Origin of the sequence: Geobacillus sp. WSUCF1 (genome assembly GCF_000422025.1) — a bacterium.
GTDB lineage: Bacteria > Bacillota > Bacilli > Bacillales > Anoxybacillaceae > Geobacillus > Geobacillus zalihae.
This window is the reverse complement of the sequence record NZ_ATCO01000339.1, coordinates 1-337: the sequence shown is the minus strand read 5'-3', so window position 1 is coordinate 337 and position 337 is coordinate 1. Positions and strand designations below refer to the sequence as shown.

3 tRNA genes are annotated in these 337 nt (G+C 57.3%); all 3 read left to right on the top strand.

What is annotated here, in order from left to right:
- Nucleotides 1–66 precede the first annotated feature (66 nt).
- The 3 genes from I656_RS0117475 (at nt 67) to I656_RS0117465 (ending at nt 307) form a co-directional block, all read left to right on the top strand.
- A tRNA-Leu gene (locus tag I656_RS0117475) sits at nt 67–152 on the top strand.
- A 3-nt stretch (nt 153–155) separates the two neighbouring features.
- Nucleotides 156–229: transfer RNA gene (locus tag I656_RS0117470), tRNA-Arg, on the top strand.
- Between the two features lie 4 nt (nt 230–233).
- Nucleotides 234–307, top strand: a tRNA-Pro gene (locus I656_RS0117465).
- Nucleotides 308–337: the final 30 nt, after the last annotated feature.

The following is a 337-nucleotide window of genomic DNA, read 5'->3' as shown; positions in this document are numbered from 1 at the left end:
CCACCTTGCCAAGGTGGGGGTCGCGGGTTCGAGTCCCGTCTTCCGCTCCATTTATTTGCCCATTTAGCCGGGGTGGCGGAATTGGCAGACGCACAGGACTTAAAATCCTGGGGTAGGTCACTACCGTGCCGGTTCGAGTCCGGCCCTCGGCACTTGCGCTCGTAGCTCAATTGGATAGAGCATCTGACTACGGATCAGAAGGTTAGGGGTTCGAATCCTCTCGAGCGCGTTGGCGGGAAGTAGCTCAGTTTGGCAGAGCACATGGTTTGGGACCATGGGGTCGCAGGTTCAAATCCTGTCTTCCCGATAGCGGATATATGGGGCCTTAGCTCAGCTG